The following is a 988-nucleotide window of genomic DNA, read 5'->3' on the forward strand; positions in this document are numbered from 1 at the left end:
TAGTGTAAGCCAGACTTCACTGTAGGACCCGGATCTGGCACTTCAGTCAGCTCCGCATCAATCTCAATTGCGCCATCTTTCATGTGGTTCGCAGAAATTTTTACGAGGCCGACGTAGGCGATGAGTAGCGCGATCGTTACTATCGTAGTCGCTGCGTCGCCAAAGACATCTTTCGTCCAACCTACTCCGTAGTACACCAAAGCGCTGATTACACACAGACCTAAAATGGTAGCCGTGAATGAAAGTAGGCTTTGCAGTAACGTTGGATTATGACGACGAGGTATGCCAGTCATGCCCGCTTTACATGCTTCAAGGTGAACGATGTAAATCAACGCGATGTAGGAAATCAGCGCTGGAAGTAATGCCGCTTTGATAACCTCTACGTAAGAAATCCCAACGTATTCCACCATCAAAAACGCTGCCGCGCCCATGATTGGCGGGGTGAGCTGACCATTGGTTGACGCTGCCACTTCAACGGCACCCGCTTTTGTGCCCGGGAAGCCGACTCGTTTCATCAATGGAATGGTAAAAGTACCCGTGGTTACGACGTTTGCGATCGATGAGCCTGAAACCAGACCCGATAGACCAGATGCGACAACGGCGGCTTTAGCTGGGCCACCTTTCATGTGACCAAGTAGAGAAAACGCGACTTTAATGAAGTAAGCACCTGCACCCGCACGTTCTAGCATCGCGCCAAACAGTACAAACAAGAATACGAAAGAAGTGGATACACCTAACGCAACACCAAATACCCCTTCGGTGGTTAGCCACAGATGCGACATCGCTTTACCTAAGCTTGCGCCTTTGTGGGCTATGACATCTGGCATGTATGGGCCAGCAAACGTGTAAGTCAGGAACACGGCGGCCACAACCATTAGCGGAGGCCCTAATGCACGACGAGTCGCTTCAAGTAGCAATATCATACCAACGACCGCAACCACAATATCGGCAGTGGTGGGCGCGCCGGAACGTCCTGCGAGTTCGGTGT

The 988-nt window shown here is 51.2% G+C and carries 1 protein-coding gene; it reads right to left on the reverse strand.

Annotated elements, in window-relative coordinates:
- On the reverse strand, positions 1-988 hold a 988-nt coding region (locus R7O13_RS24780), incomplete at both ends, for a TRAP transporter fused permease subunit (protein WP_318304925.1).

It is taken from the genome of Vibrio sp. Y176, assembly GCF_033438945.1.